Below are 16342 nucleotides of genomic sequence, written 5' to 3' on the forward strand. Positions count from 1 at the left end.
GCCGAAGCGGCACACATTGATGTTTGTCTGGCGAACAACACGAAGGCCGCGCAACTTCGCACGATTCCGCGCCGCCTTAACCCGATGTTGATTCAAAGTTCCTACGTTGCAGCGGACAAATTTCCTCAGGATTTCTTGGAGACATGATGCGCAAGCTCTGGTCGGTTTCAGCCCGGATAATGATCGCAATTTCGCTGGTGGCCGCAGCCTCCTGCGCCGGTTTGGCCGCCTTCGGCCTCTGGCGGCAGAACACCGCGATCGACCTCGCCCTTCACCGCGAACTGGAGTCCGATTACGCCAACATGATCGGCGCAATGGATTCCGACACCCGCGCCGTTCAGGCCGTGGCCAACAGCGTTGCGAACATTTCGGAGCTCAAGCCCCTGATCCGCGCACAGGACCGCGCCGGAATCATCGCGCTGCTCGACAAGACCCTGAAGGACATCAAGCCGCTCGGTATCGAGTTGATCACCATCCAGATACCGCCGGGAACGGCCCTCGCCCGCGTCCACAATCCGAAAGCCTTCGGCGATGACGTGACCGCGCGGCGCAAGATGATCGTGCAGTCCTTCGCCACCAAGAAACCGATCGGCGGCGTCGAGGCCGGACGCGACGTTCTCAACATCTTCGGCGCCACCCCGGTCATGGACGGCGACACCCTGCTCGGCACCGTCGACGTCGGCGCGCCCTTTGGCACCACCTTCGTGAATTCGATGAAGGCGCGGTTCGGCGTCGACGTCGCCATCCATCAGATCAACGGCGACAAGATCCTGACCCTCGCATCGACCGTGAAGGATGCAACCGTCTCGCCTGCGACGCTGAAGCGGGCGCTGGCCGGCGAATCCATCTTCCTGACAAAATCGCTTAACGGCGAGCCGACCGCGACCACCTTCGGCCCGCTCAAGAACTTCTCCGGCCAGCCTGTCGCGGTGGTCGAAATCATCCGCAACACGAAAGACTATGAGGCGCTCGCCGCCAATTCCGCCATGTGGCTTGCCGCGGGCGCGGCAGCCCCCCGACTGACCGCCACCCTGATCGCCGCCTGGGTGGGGCGCGGCCTCGCGCGCCCGATCGTGGCGCTTCAGGCCGCCATGCGCGCGATCACCTCGGGCCAGCATGACGTCGTTGTGCCGGGTGCGGACCGTCGCGACGAGATCGGCTCGATGGCCGGTGCGGTGGAAGTGTTCAAGGACAGCCTGATCGAGACCGGCCGTCTGCGCGCCGCGCAGGAAGATCAGCGCATCGCATCGGAAACCGAGCGCCGCAATGCCGTGCTCGCCCTTGCCGAGCGATTTGAATCCGGCGTCGGCGGAATCGTCAATGCAGTGGGTGCGGCATCGACCGAACTGCGCAGCACCGCCGAAAACATGGCCCGCACCGCGGAGGAAGCCACACAGCAGACCGCGACGGTTGCGGAAGCCTCGGAAGAAGCCTCTGCAAACGCGCAGGCTGTCGCCGCCGCGATTGAAGAGCTGAACGCCTCGATCAGCGAGATCGCCCAGCAGGTGAACGAATCGGCGCAGGTCGCCGGTCACGCCGCCAAGCAGGCCAATGACACCAACGCCGAGGTTCAGGGACTGGCCATGGCCGCCCAGAAGATCGGCGACGTGGTCAAGCTGATCAGCGAGATCGCCGAGCAGACCAACCTGCTCGCGCTCAACGCCACCATCGAAGCCGCGCGCGCGGGCGAAGCCGGACGCGGGTTTGCAGTGGTCGCATCGGAAGTGAAGGCGCTGGCCAGCCAGACCTCGAAGGCGACCGACGAAATCTCCGCACAGGTCGGCTCGATCCAGTCCGCGACCCGGACCTCGGTCGAAGCCATCGACGGCATCACACGCACCATCAGCAAGGTCAACGAGATCGCGAGCGCCATTGCGTCCGCCGTCGAGGAGCAAGGCGCGGCAACCCGCGAGATCGCACATAATGTGTCGCAGGCAGCCAAGGGCACCGGAGAAGTTTCGGCGAACATCGTCGGCGTCCGCGATGCCGCCCGCGAAACCGGCGTTGCCGCGGATCAGGTGGTTTCGTCGGCCGCCGAATTGTCGCTTAACGGCGAAACGCTGAAAGCACAGGTCGATGCCTTCCTGCGCGAAGTGCGCGCGGCGTAAGCCAACATTCCAAGCAAAAGTGAAAAGCCGCCCTCCAGGGCGGCTTTTTTGTTTGGGCGGATTAACCCGCGCCCTTCATGATCTTGAACACGCCGCTCGCCATCACGACACAGCGGCCATCCGCCGTGAGTTCGGTATTAAGGAAGATCAGCGTGCGGGTGCTGCGCACTATGCGCGGGGTCGAGATCAACAACTCGCCGATCTTCGCAGCGTCGATGAAATGGGTATCCATCTGGATCGTTACCACGGCGCTGGCGCCGCTGCCCTGACGCGCGGCCATGCCGAGCGAGCGGTCCGCCAGCGTCATCAGCAGTCCGCCCTGCACGAAGCCGCGCCGGTTCTTGTGCTTGGGCTGCGCGGCAATGGCATATTCGCCGGTCGCATCATTCGGACGGTGCCAGAGCGGCCCGACCAGATTGAGAAACCCGTCGTCCTCGACAATCGTCCAGCCGTCTTTCGCCAGCTTTCTGGCGCCTGCATCGGTCATAAAGTCGCCTGCCTCACTGTCCTTACCACCCCCGGCTCCCGTCCATGCCGGGCGGTATTGCGTCCGCCGCCCTGTTCAATCGCAGATTTTTGTATCAATCTGCCGCGCGACGCTGCCGGTTCAACCATGTCCGGCACTGATGCGAAACAAGAAAAAGCCGGAGGCAACATGAACGTTCACGCCACCCCAAGCGCCGCGAAAGCGACACCCGCCCTTCCCTCCGCCAAGCCGGAGGCCATCGGCCTGTCATCGGTTCGTCTTCAGGCGATGCGCGATGCATTCCAGCGCGAAATCGACAAGGGCACCACGCCCGGCGTGGTGTCGATGGTGGCGCGGCGCGGCCAGATCGGCTGGTTCGAGGCGCAGGGCAAGCAGGATCCTGCCGGAAGCGCGGCGATGGCAAAAGACAGCATCTTCCGCATTTTCTCGATGACCAAGCCGCTGGTGTCGCTCGGCATCATGACACTGGTCGAGGACGGGCACATCCTGCTGAACGACCCGCTCTCCAAATACATTCCGGAATTCGCCGGCCAGAAAGTCGGTGTCGAGCGCAACGGCGCGCTGGAGTTCGCCCTGCCGGTGCGGCCGATCACGATCCAGGACCTGCTGCGCCACACGTCCGGCATCTCATACGAGATCACCGGCAACGGCATGGTGCAGCGGATGTACATCAAGGCGAAGCCGTTCCGCCGCGACATCACCAACGAGGAACATGCCAAGCTGATCGCGAGCCTGCCGCTGATGTGCCAGCCCGGCGCGGAGTGGAACTACAGCCGCTCCACCGACATTCTGGGCCGTGTGATCGAGGTCGTGTCCGGCAAGCCGCTCAGTGCGTTCCTGAGCGAGCGCATTCTGGCTCCGCTGCAGATGAACGAAACCGCCTTCCACACCGCGCAGGACAACAAGTCGCGCATCGCGCAGCCGTTCGCGACCGATCCCTGGACCGGCGACAAGGTGATGCTGTTCGATCCGCTGGAAATTCCGAAGATGGAATCGGGCGGCGGCGGACTGGTGTCCACCGCAATGGACTATGCCCGCTTCTGCCAGATGCTGCTGAACGGCGGCGCGCTGGACGGCAACCGCGTGATCGGCCGCAAGACGCTGACCTTCATGGCGTCGAACCACCTTGCGCCGCACGTCAAGGTCGAAACGCATCTTCTGCCGCCCGGCCATGGCTTCGGTCTCGGCTTCGCTGTGCGCACCGATGAGGGAATGGCGCCGTTCGCCGGCTCCGTCGGCCAGTATTTCTGGAGCGGCATGGCGGGCACGTTCTTCTGGATCGACCCGAAGGAAGACCTGTTTGCGGTGTTCCTCTCACAGGGCCCCGGCCAGCGCGAATACTTCCGCACGCTGGTGCGCAGCCTCGTCTACGCCGCAGTAGAATAAGCAGGCTTTCGCAACACACACGATGTCATCACCGGGCTTGTCCCGGTGATCCACGTCTTTTGTCGTCAAGATCATCAAGACGTGGATGGCCGGAACAAGTCCGGCCATGACCATCTCGCTGTTTGACGGGACGCTGCCCCGCTTCAGGATCAGCTAATCGTCGCGCCGCCGTCGATCACGACGGTCTGGCCGGTCATGAAGTTGCCGGCCGCCGACCCCATGAACACCGCAGCGCCTGCGATTTCATCCGGAATGCCGATGCGCAGCAATGGTGAGCGCGCGGTCGAGGCCTTCAGGTTGTCCGGATTGTCCCACAGCGCCTTGGCGAAATCGGTCTTGATCAGGCCGGGCGCGATGCAGTTCACGCGGACATTGTGCGGGCCGTATTCGCAGGCGAGATTGCGCGCGAGCTGCATGTCGGCCGCTTTCGAGATTGCGTAGGCGCCGAGGATGGTCGAGCCCTTCAGGCCGCCGATCGATGAGACGATGATGATGGAGCCGTCCTTGCGCTCGATCATTTGCGGCACGACCATGCTGATCAGCCAGTTGTTGGCGACGATGTTGTTGCCGAGGATCTTGCTGAACTGGTCGTCGGAGATTCCCGCGAGCGGCCCGTAGTAAGGATTCGACGCTGCATTGCAGACCAGCACGTCGATCTTGCCGAACGCCTTGTTGGCTTCATCGACCAGGTTCTGCAGGTTTTCCTTGCTGGAAATGTTCGCGGCAACCGCGATAGCTTTGCCCTTGCCGTACTTGTCGTTGATTTCCTTCGCCACCGCATCGCACTGGTCCTGCTTGCGCGACGAAATCACAACCCGTGCGCCATGCTCCACCATGCGCTCCGCGATGGCGCGGCCGATGCCCTTGGTGGAGCCGGTGATGACGGCATTCTTTCCGGTCATGTCGAACAAGGTCATGCGCTTCTCTCCTGCGATCTGTGTTTGTTATCCGAGCTTGTTGGTGACTTCCGGCCCCGCGGGCTGATGCATGGCATCATGCGCGTGGCTGGCGATCCATGGCTGCTGGTTGATCATCGGCACGCGCCAGCCGCTGTGGCTGTCGCTCGTCAGAAAATCGAGCCGCGTCACCGAGCAGTTGTCGATGGTGAAGGCAAAGCCTGCGCCCGCCTCGAGGCCGAGCGCATGCGCAATCGCCGCCTTGATCGGTCCGCCATGCGAGACACAGACAATATCCCGGCCTGAATGCTCGGTGTTGATGCGCTGGATCGCAGCCACGGTACGGTTGGACAGATCGTTGAAACTCTCGCCGCCCGGCGCGCGCTCATGCGCGGGCGCAAACCAGTAACTCGCGATGGAGGCCGGACGCGCGGCGAAGAACGCGGCGCGGTTCATGCCCTGCCATTCGCCGAGATCCTGCTCGGCGAAGGCCTTGTCCTGAAACATCTGGTCCGGCTTCGGAAAGCCCGCCGCCCAGATCGCCGCTGCGGTCTGGTGCGTGCGCTTCAGATTGCTGGAAAACCAGAGCGCATCGCGGGGCAGGAATTTTGCGACACCCTCAAAGACAATGGTGTCGCTGCAATCGCAGCCGATATCGTACTGCCCGTAGATGTTGCCGCCGTCCTCGCGCACCGGCGCATGGCGCACCCACCACCAGCGCGTGGAGGTCACCCCAGCCGGGACAGCGTGTTGCGCGACAAACGGCTTGGCGGGAGCACTCGACATCGCGTTGCCTCAGATCGGCTTGCCGGCATACGGCATCGACGCGGTGAGACCGCCATCGACCGGGAATGCCTGTCCGTTGACATAGGACGCTTCGTCGCTCGCGAGGAACAGGCCCATCGCCGCGAGTTCGTGCGGCTGGCCCGGACGCTTGAGCGGATTGAGCTGGCCGATCTTGCTCTCCGTGCCGCGCTCCTTCGCGCCGTCGAAAATCGGCTTGGTCATCCCGGTCTCGATCAGGCCGGGGCATACCGCGTTGATGCGGACGTTGGTGCCCGAGAGCGAGTAAGCCGTGGTCTGCACCAGGCTGATGACGCCCGCCTTGCTCGCAGCATAAGGATGACCGCTGGCATTGGCCTTGAGGCCCGCAACCGATGCGGTGCAGACGATCGAGCCATGGCCTTGCTTCACCATGTGCGGGATCGAATGCTTCACCGCGAGGAATGGTCCGATCAGGTTGACGCGCAGGACTTCCTGCCAGTGTTCCGGCGTCTGATCCGCGAGCGGCACGAGGCCGCCGCCGATGCCGGCATTGGCCCAGATTGAATCGAGCTTGCCATAAGCGGAGATCGCCTTGGCGATGAAGCCCTTCACGTCGTCTTCAAGACCCGCATCGGCGATCACGGCTTCGGCGGTGCCGCCGGCCTTGCGCACTTGCTCAACGGTCTCCTTGACGCCCTCGGTCTTGTCGACGGCGATCAGCTTCGCGCCTTCCCTGGTAAACAGCAGCGACGCCGCGCGGCCGATGCCGCTGCCTGCGCCGGTGATGATGACGGACTTGCCCTCGAGGCGACCCATGACGTTCTCCGGATTGTTCTTGATGAATTTGAGTGACGCGCGAAGCAGCGCGCCACGTCGAAACAGTCGCGCTTAGACCGCGCCGGCCTTCTGGGCGTAGGCCCATGCGGCCTGCGCCAGCGGAATGCGGCGGGAAGCCGATTCCTGCGCCTTCGCATTGGCTGCGGTACCATCGACAATGCGCTTGGCAATGCCCTGCACAATGCCGGCGAGGCGGAACAGGTTGTAAGAGAAATACCAGTTGAGGTCGGCGATGGGGGGAACGCCCGCTGCCTTGCAGTAAATTTCTTCCGCTTCCTTCATGTTCGGAATGTTGAGGCCGCGGAAATCGGCGCCATCGAGTCCTGGCATCGTCCACTGCATCAGAAGATAAGCGAAGTCGGCCATCGGATCGCCCAGCGTCGACAGTTCCCAGTCCAGCACGGCCTTCACCTGCGGCTTGTCGGCATGGAAGATCATGTTGTCGAGGCGATAGTCGCCATGGACGACAGAGACACGCGCCTGATGCGGCACGGTCTTGGGCAGCCACTCGATCAGCCGGTCCATTTCCGGAATCGGATCGGTTTCGGAGGCGCGGTACTGCTTGGTCCAGCGGTCGACCTGACGCGCGAAATAATTGCCGGGCTTGCCGAAGTCGCCCAGCCCGATCTTCTCCGGATCGTAACTGTGCAGCTTCGCCAGCGTCTCGATCTTCGAGGTGAAGACCGCGTGACGTTCCTTGGGCTCGAGGCTCGGCAGTGTGGGATTCCAGAACACGCGCCCCTCTTCCATCGACATGATGTAGAAGGCCGCGCCGATCACCGCATCGTCCATGCACAGCGCATAGGCGCGCGCGACCGGAAAGCCCTGTGCATGCAGGGCCGCGATGACCTTGAATTCGCGATCGACGGCATGAGCCGACGGCAGCAGTTTGCCGAACGGCTTGCGTCGCATCACGTAGGAGGTCTTGGGTGTGTCGAGGCGATAGGTCGGGTTCGACTGGCCGCCCTTGAATTGTGACACCGTCAGCGGCCCTGCAAATCCCTCAACATGCGAACTCATCCATTCGGCGAGATTCGCCTCGTTGATGCGATGACGCTCCTCGACCGGCTTGGTGCCGGAAAAATCAGCGTCGTCTCTCACACCCAGACCCATGCGATTTCCAATCTTTTCTAAACTCACTTGAAGCGCGACCCGTTCAGACTGAACGGATCGCACTTCAGATTTTCAAGTTTGGCAGCGTGTCCGTGACGAAACGGTTCCTGTCTCGCCACAGAACGCTTTAGTGATTGGAATACTTCCGAAGCTCAAGCCGTGCAATGGCCCGGTTGTGAACCTCGTCCGGACCGTCCGCCAGACGCAGCGTGCGGATGCCGGCATAGGCCTTCGCCAGACCGGCTTCATCGGAGACGCCCGCGGCGCCGAAGGCCTGGATCGCATCGTCGATGATCTTGAGCGCGATGTTCGGAGCCGCGACCTTGATCATGGCGATTTCGGTTTGCGCAGCCTTGTTGCCGACCTTGTCCATCATGTCAGCCGCCTTGAGGCAGAGCAGACGGGTCATGTCGATGTTGGTGCGCGCTTCGCCGATGCGCTGTTCCCACACCGACTGCTCGATGATCTTCTTGCCGAACGCGACGCGCGACGACAGGCGCTTGACCATCTTCTCCAGCGCAGCTTCGGCGACACCGATGGTGCGCATGCAGTGATGGATGCGGCCCGGTCCGAGACGACCCTGCGCGATTTCAAAGCCGCGGCCTTCGCCGAGCAGGATGTTGCTGGCGGGAACGCGGACGTTCTCGAGCAGGATCTGCGCATGGCCGTGCGGCGCATCGTCGAATCCGAACACCGGCAGCATCTTCTCGATGGTGATGCCGGGCGTGTCGAGCGGAACGAGGATCTGCGACTGCTGCTGATGGCGCGGCGCGTTCGGATCGGTCTTGCCCATCAGGATCGCGATCTTGCAGCGCGGGTCGCCTGCGCCCGACGACCACCACTTGCGGCCGTTGATGACGTAGTGATCGCCATCGCGCTTGATGCTGGTTTCGATGTTGGTCGCGTCGGACGACGCCACTGCAGGCTCGGTCATCAGGAACGCGGAGCGGATTTCGCCTTCCATCAGCGGCTTCAGCCACTTCCGCTTCTGCTCCTTGGTGCCGTACCGCATGAACACTTCCATGTTGCCGGTATCGGGCGCCGAGCAGTTGAACACTTCGGAGGCCCAGTAGAAGTGGCCCATCTGCTCTGCGAGCGGGGCGTATTCGAGATTGCTCAGGCCGGCGCCGCGGAATTCATCGTCTTCATGCTCGTTCGGCGGCATGAACATGTTCCACAGGCCTTCAGCCTTTGCCTTCTTCTTCAGGTCCTCGAGAACCGGGATCACCTTCCAGCGATCGCCCTGCGCGTCCTGCTCCTTGTAGGTCGCAGCCGCCGGGCGAACATGCTTGTCCATGAAGGAAATAACGCGATTGCGCCATTCGGTCTGGCGCGCGGACATTGTGAAATCCATAGGACGGTCCTCTCTTGTTGTTAACGACGGTCTTGCAACACTCGCGACCGGCTGTCCACACCGCGATGAAGGTCAGCAGTACTGACGTTCCATGATCGTTGTGTGGATGTCTTGCCGCGCTGCAATCTTGCTGCTAGGTTGATTTCATACATTTGTTTGAATGGCAAGCGGCCGATCAAACAAATGTATGATTTTGTTCCGCAGCGCGAAATCGTACTCGCGCTTTTGCATGGCACCTCTTCTCAACTTCCAGAGTTGGCTTCGATGTCGAGCGACCAGACCAAAACCGCCATTTTGACCGCCGCAGAAATGCTGTGGGCCGAACGCAGCTTCGGCGAGGTGACGATGCGCGACATCGTGGCCGCGGCCGGCGTGAATCTCGCGGCGGTCAATTATCATTTCGGCTCCAAGGACGAGTTGCTTGCCGATCTGTTCGTCAGCCGCACCACGGTGCTGAATCGCGAACGGTTTGCCGAACTGAAGGCTGCGGAGCTCGAAGGCGGCGGCCGCGCGAGCGTCGAAGCTATTCTTCGCGCGCTGGTCAGTCCGCCGCTGCGCTGGTGCCTCAGCCCCGATCAGCAGCGCTCTGCCGCGGCGCGCTTCATGACACGCGCCTCGGTCGAAACCGTTCCGCCGATCAAGAAGATCGTCGATCGTGAATTCAGACATTTGCAGAGATTTGCGACAGCCTTGCGTATCGCCCTGCCCCACCGCGACGAAGTCGACATTTACTGGGGCCTGCATTTCGCGCTGGCGATGATCCGCCAGACCGTCACTGACAGCGAGCGGCTGAAGAAACTGTCAGGCGGGCTGTGCGATCTCAATGATGTCGATGACATCATCCGCCGCATCGTATCGACGGCGCATGACGCGCTTGTCGGCGGCACCGGCGTTCCGACCCCGCTGCCGGCCCGCGCCTCCGGCGCGCGCAAGCCCTGACGGCGGCGGGTCTGCAAAAGACCCGTCATCAAACGAAAACGAGGTGCGACGGAAACCCGGCGCACCTCGTAATTCTTGCACACTCGCCTGAGGGAGCGATCAGCCGATCAATACGGGCAGATCGTCCGGCCCCAGCGCGGGCTCCAGTAGCAACCCGGAGCAACGAAGCCAAAACCGAGGCCTCGGCCGCGATAGTATCCGCGACCACGGCCACGACCGCGGGCTACGCCGCGACCACGGCCACCGCCGCGTCCGCCGCCACGACCACCGCCGCGACCACGGGCTTCCGCCGAGGTTGACGCCGCCGTCGCCACGACGAACGACGAACCGATGAAACTGATCGAATAGACCAGCACCAGCGCCGCTGCCGCCAGGGCACGCTTCAGAAAGTTGGAACGTGTCTTGATCTCAGTCATTAAGGGCACCTCCATTCCGGAAACGCAAAGGAGCACTTCCGCGGATTAAACTCACGAGCCTGCGTCCCGTTCAGGCACGTTCGGAAAATAGATCGTCAAAAACAAGACGTCTTACGATTCATCCGGTAGCAGATTAGGGTCATTGTGCCGCGCCGGTCAATGCACTCCACCCTCTCGATTGGCGTTAACTTGCAAAGTATCGCCATGTCTCGATGCTTCTCTCCAGATTGCAGAGCCTTTGCTGAACCGGTGTTCATCATGCTGAACGAAACATTCTCGCAATTGCGAGACAACTTTGAACCATCCGGACAATTGTCGTCACAAACCGTTTAAGCCCGCCCGCGTTCCGAAAGTCGGTCCATGTCCAAAAAACATACATACGTCCTCGGCCTCAACACCTACGACCACGACGTCAGCGCCTGCCTGCTGCGGGATGGCGAAATCGCCTATGCGATCGCCAAGGAACGCATCACCCGCGAGAAACATGCCAGCGGCTTTTATAAAGACGTCATCGACTATTGCCTCGATGCCGAGGGCATCACGCTGGACGACGTCGATCTGGTGGTCCGCAACTGCTACATCCTCCCGGTGCCCGAAATGGAAGACCGGCTGCTGTATCAGGACATGCCGGGGTTTCTTCCGGAATACGAACGGGCCGACGCCAAAAGCCATCCCTACTTCCATTCGCAATCCGACAAAGTGGTGTCGATCTCGCACCACCTCGCGCACGCCTACAGCGCCTTCGCTGTCTCCCCTTTTGAAGACGGCGTGGTGATGATCGTCGACGGCGTCGGCAGCTACCGTGCCGACGTTAACGAGCCATTTCCCGAGAGCGATAGCGCGACGCCGCTGGCGCGCGAGTCCGAGAGCTACTACAAGTTTTCCGGCAGCAGGCTCGAATGCCTCAAGAAAGTCTGGATGGAGCCGGATCGTGGCTTTCTCAGTGACGAATTCTACAACATGCCCGGCCTCGGCGCGCTTTACAGCCGCGCCTCGACCTACATCTTCGGCGACTGGAACAAGTGCGGCGAACTGATGGGGCTCGCGCCTTACGGTCGGCACGGCAATGTCAGATCGCTGATGTCCATCAAGGACAACGTCCTGACCATCCCGCGCTGGACCTCCGAACTGAACAAGCCCTACATCATGGACACCGGCCAGAAGTGGGAAACCAGCCCGCTGATGAAGCACTGGGAGGATCTTGCCTGGCGCGTGCAGGACGACACCGAGAAGGTGCTGCTCGCCCGCGCCGCATGGCTGCGCGAAACGACGGGCGCGAAAAATCTCTGCATCGCGGGCGGTGTCGCGCTGAATTGCGTCGCCAATGGCCGCGTGGCCCGCGAGTCCGGCTTTGAGAATGTCTGGATTCAGCCGGCTGCCGGCGATGACGGCATCGCCATCGGCTGCGCCTATTACGGCTGGGTCGAAATCCTCAAGCAGAAGCGCAACTTCGTGATGGAGCACGCCTATGTCGGGCGGCGCTATTCAGACGAGGAAGTTTCACGGGCGGTCAGCAAGCCGCTGGTGCGTATTCAAACGACTCAAGTGAAGAGCGACAACATCGCCCGGGACACTGCGAAGCTGCTCGCCGATCAGAAAGTGATCGGCTGGTTTCAGGATCGCTCCGAATTCGGCCCGCGCGCGCTGGGCAATCGCAGCCTGATCGCCGATCCGCGCAAGCCCGAGATGAAGGACATCCTCAACAGCCGGGTGAAACACCGCCAGCCGTTCCGCCCGTTCGCGCCGATTGTTCTTTATGAACGCGCAAAAGAGGTTTTTGAAGGCGAGGAAGACTCGCCCTTCATGCTGATCGCCAAGAACGTCCGCCCCGAATGGCGCGACAGGATTCCCGCCATCGTCCATGTCGACGGCACCGCGCGGGTGCAGACCGTGCGCGAGGCGACCAATCCGATGCTCTACAAACTGCTGAAAGAGTTCGATGCGCTGACCGGCGTGCCGGTGCTCATCAACACCTCGTTCAACGTCAAGGGCGAGCCGATCATCGAAACTCCGCGCGATGCCGTGATCTGCTTCCTCACCACCGGCGTCGATCACCTCGTGATGCACGATCTGCTGGTGTCGAAGAATGCGATGCACCGGTTCGTGGGGCCGCTGGTGAACACCTATACCGATGTGGCGACCATGGTGATGTCGAACATGAAGCCGGCATGACGTTGGCCCTTTGTGCTTTGCGATAACGCGCAACCGGCGGAGGTACCGATTGCGCCCGGCGAATTCCGTCCTAGTATGATGGGGCTGAACCGCTTGCCGACAGGCCGGGTGCGTCATGACGATCGAGAAATGCATCAACGACTACGATGCCTCCGAGGTCATTTTCGAGGAAGGATCGAGCGGTCGCGAGCTGTTCGTCGTCCTCGAAGGCAAGGTCGATATCGTCAAGACGGCGAGCGCGGGCCGGACCACCATCGCCTCGCTCGGCAAGGGTGAATTCTTCGGCGAGATGGCCGTCATTGACGGGTCGGCGCGGTCGGCCACCGCCATCGCCGCCGCCGACGGCACCCGCGTCATGCGGATCAATCACGCCCGCTTTGTCTATCTCGTCAGCCAGCAGCCCGCCTTCGCGCTGATGGTCATGGATGCCTTGAGCAAGCGGCTGCGCGCATCCAATGCGGCGAATTTCCGGACCCCCGCATCATGAGCGATCACAAACCATCGCCCTTTCCGGTGCTGCTCAACAACGATGTCTGCTCCCTGATTCAGGCCGCCGAGGACGTCTACCAAATCCGGTTCAAGAACCGCGCCGCCAATGCCTATCTGGTTCGCGGCAGCAAGCGGACCATCATGATCGACGTCGGCCTGTCATCGAACTACCCGTATCTTCTGGACTGTCTCGCGCATCTCGGCGTGAACCCTGCCGACATCGACATGGTTGTCCTGAGCCATGAGCATCTCGACCACATCGGCGCCGCGTATCACTTCAAGGGGCGAACCATCATTGCCGCGCATCGCCTCGCCGCCAACAAGATCATGCTGCGTGATGACTTCTCGATGCTCCGCAAGATGTTCAACGAGCCGGATGTGCCGATCGACATCGACATCTGGCTCGAGGAAGGCAACCTGATCGACCTCGGCAATTTCCGGCTCAACGTGATGTATACGCCGGGCCATACATCCGCGTGCATCAGCCTGTTCGATCAGGACAAGGGCCTGCTGTTCGCCGCCGACACGCTGATGCCCGGCGGTGTGATGGGCGGCGTGTTCGGATCGGGCAGCATCAGCGACTACATCCAGTCGCTGGAACGGCTGCGCGGACTGGATTCCAAAATCCTGCTGTCAGGACACGGCCGTCTGTCGGACACGCCTCATGACGACGTGCGGATCGCGCTGCAGCGCTCCCACGCCCTGCTCTCCGACACCGCGCAATTGTTCGACGCACTGGATGCACGCGCGAACTTCGAGCCGATCATGCAGTCGGTGCGCGACCTCAATAAACTCGATGACTCGTGATGCAGGACAATCCGCCTCAAGGGAAACCATGTCATGATCCATGCCCGTCATTTCGCCGGTTTGAGCTTTGCCTTCCTGCTCGTCGCCGGCTGCTATTCGGGATCGCAGGCAGCCACGCCGCCGCGCGCCGGCCTTTGCAATCCGTCCGCCGCAGAGGCCCTGACCGGGAAAAACAGAATTTCGGATCGCAGGGCGAAGCGGCTGACCGGCGCCACGATTGTCCGCCAGATCAGGCCCGGACAAGGCGTGACCATGGATTACCGGCGCGAGCGCATCACCATCGAAACCGACCCGACCACGCGCAGGATCGTCCGCGCCTTTTGCGGGTGAGGATCGGCAAACGGAATGTCGGACAAAGCGATTGGAGCGGGTGAAGGGAATCGAACCCTCGTATTCAGCTTGGAAGGCTGCTGCTCTACCATTGAGCTACACCCGCGGCGCGGCGAGCACTAGCATGGCCGTCCCGCCGCCTCAACCATGATTGAGTTGAAGCCGGACCGCTGCGGAACCATATTTCCGCAGGAATGTTCTGGTTATCAACCAACTTCAACCGGGAGAACGTCTATGCGCAACGCAGTTATCGCCGCTCTGGCCCTGGCCGGCGCGGCCATCCTCGGCACCGGATCGGCGGAAGCCCGGGACTATCGCTATTGTCTGGTCGAAGGATGGGCGGCCGGGCCGGGCACCTGCTATTACAACACCTACGCCCAGTGCATGGCGAGCGCGTCGGGACGGCGGGCCTATTGCCAGGTTAATCCGGTCTTCGCCTTTGCCGAACAAGGCCGCTACGCAGAGCCCGGCTACCGTGTGGTAAAGCCGCGCAAGGTTCGCCGCCACCACCGGCACTATCACTGAGTTCGATCGCGCCCTGCGCGTTCAGCAAAGCCGCCCGCAAAGGCGGCTTTTTGCTTGGTCAGTCCCGCTCCTCGCGGTCCCGGTACGATCCCAGCCGCGACAGAAAGGCCAGCGCCAGACCGATCCCGGCGAGCGAAAATCCCATGGTGAATATCTTGGACAGACCCGTGCTCGGTCCGAGATTCGCGTCGCCGACGGTGGTCAGGGCGACCACGCTGAAATAGGCCGAATCGAGCCACGACCAGCCTTCAGTCCAGTGGTAGAAAATCGAACCGGTGAGCACCGCCACCGCGAGCAGAAAGACGATTGCCTGAAATTCGGGATCGCGCAGGCCGTGCCAGAAACCGAGACACAGCCGTTTCAGGCCCAGGGCCAGTGATCGCATTCCCGCGTCCCCCACGGAGACATCTCCGTGCAGGGAGCCTGACACAGCGACGCGCAATAAAAAATCGCCCGGAATTCAATTCCGGGCGATTTTCAAAGATGGTGGGGGAAGAAGGACTCGAACCTTCGAAGCCATACGGCGGCTGATTTACAGTCAGCTCCCTTTGCCACTCGGGACACTCCCCCGCTCGACATCATCCGACACCTTCGCCCACCCGAACGGGGCGGTGGAACGGCCATGGATGACGGTAAAAAGCGTGCCCGTGAACGGGCGCCCGGTCGGCGCGTTTATGGGCGAAGCCGCAGGGTAAAGTCAACCAACGGCGGGACGATTGTCACATTTCCTGTCCAGCCACGAAAAGCCGAAAATTGCCATTATTCCAATCCCGTGGGACAAGGCCGCATGAGCGATCGCGACCGGACATCACGTTTTGGCGGGCCAAAAGGCGGCGGGCGCGGCAAGGACCGCGACCGGAACCCGCATGGGAAGCCCCATCAGGGAAGGTCAGAAGGCAGGCCTGAAGGACGGTCTCAGGGCGGCGGACGCCCATCCTGGCGCGACCGCGACGGCAAAGGTGGCCGAGGTCATGGCAAAGGGCACGGCAAAGGCGAAGGCCCGGTGATTCTGTACGGCTGGCACCCGGTCACCATGGCGCTGGCCAATCCGCAGCGCCGCATCCGCAAGCTGTTCGTCACCGAGAATGCCGAGCGGCGTCTCGCGGAGGAAAAGATCGACACCCGCGTGGCGCCGGAACTGGTGCATCCCGGCGATATCGACCGGCGGCTCGGCCCGGATGCCGTGCATCAGGGTCTGCTGGTGGAAGCTGATCCCCTGCCCGGTCTGCATCTCGACGAGCTTCCGCAGGATGGCGTGGTGCTGGTGCTCGACCAGATCACCGATCCACACAATGTCGGCGCGATCCTGCGCTCGGCCGCGGCCTTCGGCGCCAAGGCCATCATCACCACAGGACGGCACAGCCCCGAGGCCACCGGCGTGCTGGCGAAGTCCGCCTCCGGCGCGCTTGAACTTGTGCCTATCGTCGAAGTGCCGAACCTGCATCGCGCGCTGAACGAGATGAACGATGCGGGCTTCCTCACCGTCGGCCTCGACAGCGAGGGCCAGGGCGACCTTGCCGCCGTGCCGCTACGCGCGCCGCTGGCGCTGGTGCTCGGTGCGGAAGGCAAAGGCCTGCGCCAGCTCACCCGCGAAACCTGCGCCGTGGTCGCGCGCATGGATATGCCAGGCGCGATCAAGAGCCTCAACGTCTCTAACGCCGCCGTGCTGGCGCTCTATATCGGCACCAGCCGTCTCGGCCTGATGGGCTGAATCGAAA

Annotated in this window: 17 protein-coding genes and 2 tRNA genes; 9 read left to right on the plus strand and 10 right to left on the minus strand. The window is 62.2% G+C overall.

Annotated features, from left to right (window positions below):
- Positions 1–146 precede the first annotated feature (146 nt).
- Entirely contained in the window at positions 147–2108 is a 1962-nt protein-coding gene (locus tag HMPREF9696_RS07275; protein WP_002712326.1) for a methyl-accepting chemotaxis protein, read from the plus strand.
- 61 nt (positions 2109–2169) lie between these two features.
- Here the strand turns inward: HMPREF9696_RS07275 and HMPREF9696_RS07280 are convergent, their stop codons facing one another.
- Entirely contained in the window at positions 2170–2595 is a 426-nt protein-coding gene (locus HMPREF9696_RS07280; RefSeq protein ID WP_002712327.1) for a PaaI family thioesterase, read from the minus strand.
- Positions 2596–2763: 168 nt separating this feature from the next.
- Between HMPREF9696_RS07280 and HMPREF9696_RS07285 the strand changes: the two genes are divergently transcribed.
- A complete protein-coding gene (locus HMPREF9696_RS07285) occupies positions 2764–3981 on the plus strand; it encodes a serine hydrolase domain-containing protein (protein WP_002712328.1) in 1218 nt (405 codons plus the stop codon).
- A 149-nt stretch (positions 3982–4130) separates the two neighbouring features.
- Here HMPREF9696_RS07285 and HMPREF9696_RS07290 read toward each other — a convergent pair whose 3' ends face one another.
- From HMPREF9696_RS07290 to HMPREF9696_RS07310, 5 genes are all read right to left on the minus strand, one after another.
- Complete coding sequence (locus tag HMPREF9696_RS07290; protein ID WP_002712330.1) at positions 4131–4898, minus strand: SDR family NAD(P)-dependent oxidoreductase; 768 nt, start codon at positions 4896–4898, stop codon at positions 4131–4133.
- Positions 4899–4925: 27 nt separating this feature from the next.
- Positions 4926–5663 carry a histidine phosphatase family protein gene (locus HMPREF9696_RS07295; RefSeq protein WP_002712331.1) on the minus strand — a complete coding sequence of 246 codons (738 nt, stop codon included), beginning with the start codon at positions 5661–5663 and terminating at the stop codon, positions 4926–4928.
- 9 nt (positions 5664–5672) lie between these two features.
- Entirely contained in the window at positions 5673–6458 is a 786-nt protein-coding gene (locus tag HMPREF9696_RS07300; protein ID WP_002712332.1) for an SDR family NAD(P)-dependent oxidoreductase, read from the minus strand.
- A 72-nt stretch (positions 6459–6530) separates the two neighbouring features.
- Positions 6531–7592, minus strand: a complete 1062-nt coding sequence (locus tag HMPREF9696_RS07305; protein ID WP_002712333.1) for a phosphotransferase family protein — start codon at positions 7590–7592, stop codon at positions 6531–6533.
- Positions 7593–7719: 127 nt separating this feature from the next.
- Positions 7720–8946 carry an acyl-CoA dehydrogenase family protein gene (locus HMPREF9696_RS07310; protein WP_002712334.1) on the minus strand — a complete coding sequence of 409 codons (1227 nt, stop codon included), beginning with the start codon at positions 8944–8946 and terminating at the stop codon, positions 7720–7722.
- Between the two features lie 264 nt (positions 8947–9210).
- Between HMPREF9696_RS07310 and HMPREF9696_RS07315 the strand changes: the two genes are divergently transcribed.
- Positions 9211–9885: a TetR/AcrR family transcriptional regulator gene (locus tag HMPREF9696_RS07315; RefSeq protein WP_002712335.1), complete on the plus strand. Its 675-nt coding sequence runs from the start codon at positions 9211–9213 to the stop codon at positions 9883–9885.
- A gap of 107 nt (positions 9886–9992) precedes the next feature.
- Here HMPREF9696_RS07315 and HMPREF9696_RS07320 read toward each other — a convergent pair whose 3' ends face one another.
- Positions 9993–10301 (minus strand): hypothetical protein, encoded by a 309-nt coding sequence (locus tag HMPREF9696_RS07320; protein ID WP_002712336.1) that lies wholly within the window; start codon positions 10299–10301, stop codon positions 9993–9995.
- Between the two features lie 360 nt (positions 10302–10661).
- Between HMPREF9696_RS07320 and HMPREF9696_RS07325 the strand changes: the two genes are divergently transcribed.
- The 4 genes from HMPREF9696_RS07325 (at position 10662) to HMPREF9696_RS07340 (ending at position 14099) form a co-directional block, all read left to right on the plus strand.
- Entirely contained in the window at positions 10662–12473 is a 1812-nt protein-coding gene (locus HMPREF9696_RS07325; protein ID WP_002712337.1) for a carbamoyltransferase family protein, read from the plus strand.
- Positions 12474–12588: 115 nt separating this feature from the next.
- A complete protein-coding gene (locus HMPREF9696_RS07330; protein WP_002712338.1) occupies positions 12589–12960 on the plus strand; it encodes a Crp/Fnr family transcriptional regulator in 372 nt (123 codons plus the stop codon).
- Entirely contained in the window at positions 12957–13769 is an 813-nt protein-coding gene (locus tag HMPREF9696_RS07335; protein WP_002712339.1) for an MBL fold metallo-hydrolase, read from the plus strand. The genes HMPREF9696_RS07330 and HMPREF9696_RS07335 overlap by 4 nt, the downstream gene beginning before the upstream one ends.
- Positions 13770–13802: 33 nt before the next feature.
- Positions 13803–14099, plus strand: a complete 297-nt coding sequence (locus HMPREF9696_RS07340) for an I78 family peptidase inhibitor (protein WP_002712340.1) — start codon at positions 13803–13805, stop codon at positions 14097–14099.
- A 32-nt stretch (positions 14100–14131) separates the two neighbouring features.
- On the opposite strand, the gene HMPREF9696_RS07345 is transcribed toward HMPREF9696_RS07340, so the two are convergent.
- Positions 14132–14205 (minus strand) — tRNA-Gly (locus tag HMPREF9696_RS07345).
- 128 nt (positions 14206–14333) lie between these two features.
- Between HMPREF9696_RS07345 and HMPREF9696_RS07350 the strand changes: the two genes are divergently transcribed.
- A complete protein-coding gene (locus tag HMPREF9696_RS07350) occupies positions 14334–14624 on the plus strand; it encodes a DUF3551 domain-containing protein (RefSeq protein WP_002712341.1) in 291 nt (96 codons plus the stop codon).
- Positions 14625–14682: 58 nt separating this feature from the next.
- On the opposite strand, the gene HMPREF9696_RS07355 is transcribed toward HMPREF9696_RS07350, so the two are convergent.
- Positions 14683–15009, minus strand: a complete 327-nt coding sequence (locus tag HMPREF9696_RS07355) for a potassium channel family protein (RefSeq protein ID WP_002712342.1) — start codon at positions 15007–15009, stop codon at positions 14683–14685.
- A gap of 99 nt (positions 15010–15108) precedes the next feature.
- Positions 15109–15194 (minus strand) — tRNA-Tyr (locus HMPREF9696_RS07360).
- A gap of 217 nt (positions 15195–15411) precedes the next feature.
- On the opposite strand from HMPREF9696_RS07360, the gene HMPREF9696_RS07365 reads away from it, so the two are divergent.
- Positions 15412–16335 (plus strand): TrmH family RNA methyltransferase, encoded by a 924-nt coding sequence (locus tag HMPREF9696_RS07365; protein ID WP_002712343.1) that lies wholly within the window; start codon positions 15412–15414, stop codon positions 16333–16335.
- Positions 16336–16342: the final 7 nt, after the last annotated feature.

The organism is Afipia clevelandensis ATCC 49720, assembly GCF_000336555.1.
GTDB classification, from domain to species: domain Bacteria; phylum Pseudomonadota; class Alphaproteobacteria; order Rhizobiales; family Xanthobacteraceae; genus Afipia; species Afipia clevelandensis.

Coding starts and splice junctions, on each gene's coding strand:
- HMPREF9696_RS07275 (WP_002712326.1), top strand. CDS start 147: ATGCGCAAGCTCTGGTCGGTTTCAGCCCGGATAATGATCGCAATTTCG.
- HMPREF9696_RS07280 (WP_002712327.1), bottom strand. CDS start 2,595: ATGACCGATGCAGGCGCCAGAAAGCTGGCGAAAGACGGCTGGACGATT.
- HMPREF9696_RS07285 (WP_002712328.1), top strand. CDS start 2,764: ATGAACGTTCACGCCACCCCAAGCGCCGCGAAAGCGACACCCGCCCTT.
- HMPREF9696_RS07290 (WP_002712330.1), bottom strand. CDS start 4,898: ATGACCTTGTTCGACATGACCGGAAAGAATGCCGTCATCACCGGCTCC.
- HMPREF9696_RS07295 (WP_002712331.1), bottom strand. CDS start 5,663: ATGTCGAGTGCTCCCGCCAAGCCGTTTGTCGCGCAACACGCTGTCCCG.
- HMPREF9696_RS07300 (WP_002712332.1), bottom strand. CDS start 6,458: ATGGGTCGCCTCGAGGGCAAGTCCGTCATCATCACCGGCGCAGGCAGC.
- HMPREF9696_RS07305 (WP_002712333.1), bottom strand. CDS start 7,592: ATGGGTCTGGGTGTGAGAGACGACGCTGATTTTTCCGGCACCAAGCCG.
- HMPREF9696_RS07310 (WP_002712334.1), bottom strand. CDS start 8,946: ATGGATTTCACAATGTCCGCGCGCCAGACCGAATGGCGCAATCGCGTT.
- HMPREF9696_RS07315 (WP_002712335.1), top strand. CDS start 9,211: ATGTCGAGCGACCAGACCAAAACCGCCATTTTGACCGCCGCAGAAATG.
- HMPREF9696_RS07320 (WP_002712336.1), bottom strand. CDS start 10,301: ATGACTGAGATCAAGACACGTTCCAACTTTCTGAAGCGTGCCCTGGCG.
- HMPREF9696_RS07325 (WP_002712337.1), top strand. CDS start 10,662: ATGTCCAAAAAACATACATACGTCCTCGGCCTCAACACCTACGACCAC.
- HMPREF9696_RS07330 (WP_002712338.1), top strand. CDS start 12,589: ATGACGATCGAGAAATGCATCAACGACTACGATGCCTCCGAGGTCATT.
- HMPREF9696_RS07335 (WP_002712339.1), top strand. CDS start 12,957: ATGAGCGATCACAAACCATCGCCCTTTCCGGTGCTGCTCAACAACGAT.
- HMPREF9696_RS07340 (WP_002712340.1), top strand. CDS start 13,803: ATGATCCATGCCCGTCATTTCGCCGGTTTGAGCTTTGCCTTCCTGCTC.
- HMPREF9696_RS07350 (WP_002712341.1), top strand. CDS start 14,334: ATGCGCAACGCAGTTATCGCCGCTCTGGCCCTGGCCGGCGCGGCCATC.
- HMPREF9696_RS07355 (WP_002712342.1), bottom strand. CDS start 15,009: ATGCGATCACTGGCCCTGGGCCTGAAACGGCTGTGTCTCGGTTTCTGG.
- HMPREF9696_RS07365 (WP_002712343.1), top strand. CDS start 15,412: ATGAGCGATCGCGACCGGACATCACGTTTTGGCGGGCCAAAAGGCGGC.